The 1,078-nt window shown below is 57.2% G+C and carries 1 protein-coding gene; it reads left to right on the forward strand.

All coding sequences use genetic code 11. From position 1 onward, the window contains the following. Window positions 1–89: 89 nt before the first annotated feature. The coding region (locus ACODS9_RS26530) for an integrase core domain-containing protein (protein ID WP_489095121.1) at window positions 90–1,078 on the forward strand (989 nt) is incomplete at its 3' end.

A 1,078-nucleotide genomic window follows, 5' to 3' on the forward strand; every position in this document is an offset into this window, starting at 1 on the left:
GGTATGACTCACCCACATGGGTTACAAATCAGTTCACGCACATAGGTAACAGTCTTTAACTGGCAGGGTCGGTTTTCGAGGATCTGACCATGCCTTGGCGAGAGCTGAAACCTATGGACCTTAAAATGCTTTTCATCGCGGATTACCTGCAGGGGCCGCCCAGCTTCAGTGCCCTGTGCCAGGCCTACGAGATCAGCCGAAAGACTGGCTACAAATGGGTCGAGCGATATGAGAAAGAGGGGCCTTCGGGGCTGGAAGAACGCAGCCGCCGCCGGTTGAACCAGGATTGGGTCGTACCCGCCGCAGTTCGCGAAGCCATCATCGAATTGCGCAGTCGAGGCGAAACGGAACCGGGGCCGAAAAAGATCCAGGCTGCGCTACAGGAGCGTTTCCCTGATCAGGCGCCGCCCTCGAAGACAGCGATCTACAACATCCTCAAGAAAGCCGAATTGGTCAAACCACGCCGCTTACGTCAGCGTGTAGCGGTCTATCCCAAGCCCCTGGAGAAGGCCGAGTCGCCTAACCAGCTGTTCAGTGCGGACTACAAAGGTCAATTCCTGACAGGTGCAGGCGTCTGGTGCTATCCGCTGACGATCATGGATCACGCCACTCGTTTCCTGCTCGCCTGTCACAGCATGCCCAATACCAACCTGCTGGAAACCCAGGCCGTTTTCACCCAAGTGTTCCGAGAGAATGGCCTGCCTGAGCGGATTCGTACTGATAACGGTGTGCCGTTTGCCAGTAAGGGGCGTGCGGGACTTTCTCAGCTGTCGATCTGGTGGCTGCGTCTAGGCATCATTCCCGAGCGCATTGCGCCTGGTCGGCCTGAACAAAATGGCCGCCACGAGCGCATGCATCGAACGCTCAAAAGCACGCTCCCATCACCGCCGGCAGTGGCCTGGGAGGCTCAACAACGGCACTTTGACCGCTTTCGGCAGCACTACAATCACGAGCGCTTGCATGAAGCGCTGAAGCAGAAAACACCGGCGTCTTGCTACCAGCCATCTCCACGCCCATTCCCTGAAAAGCTCCCCGAAATGACCTATCCCAGTCATATCGAGAGCTTGCCGGCTGATAG

The organism is Pseudomonas sp. FG36 (assembly GCF_057809275.1).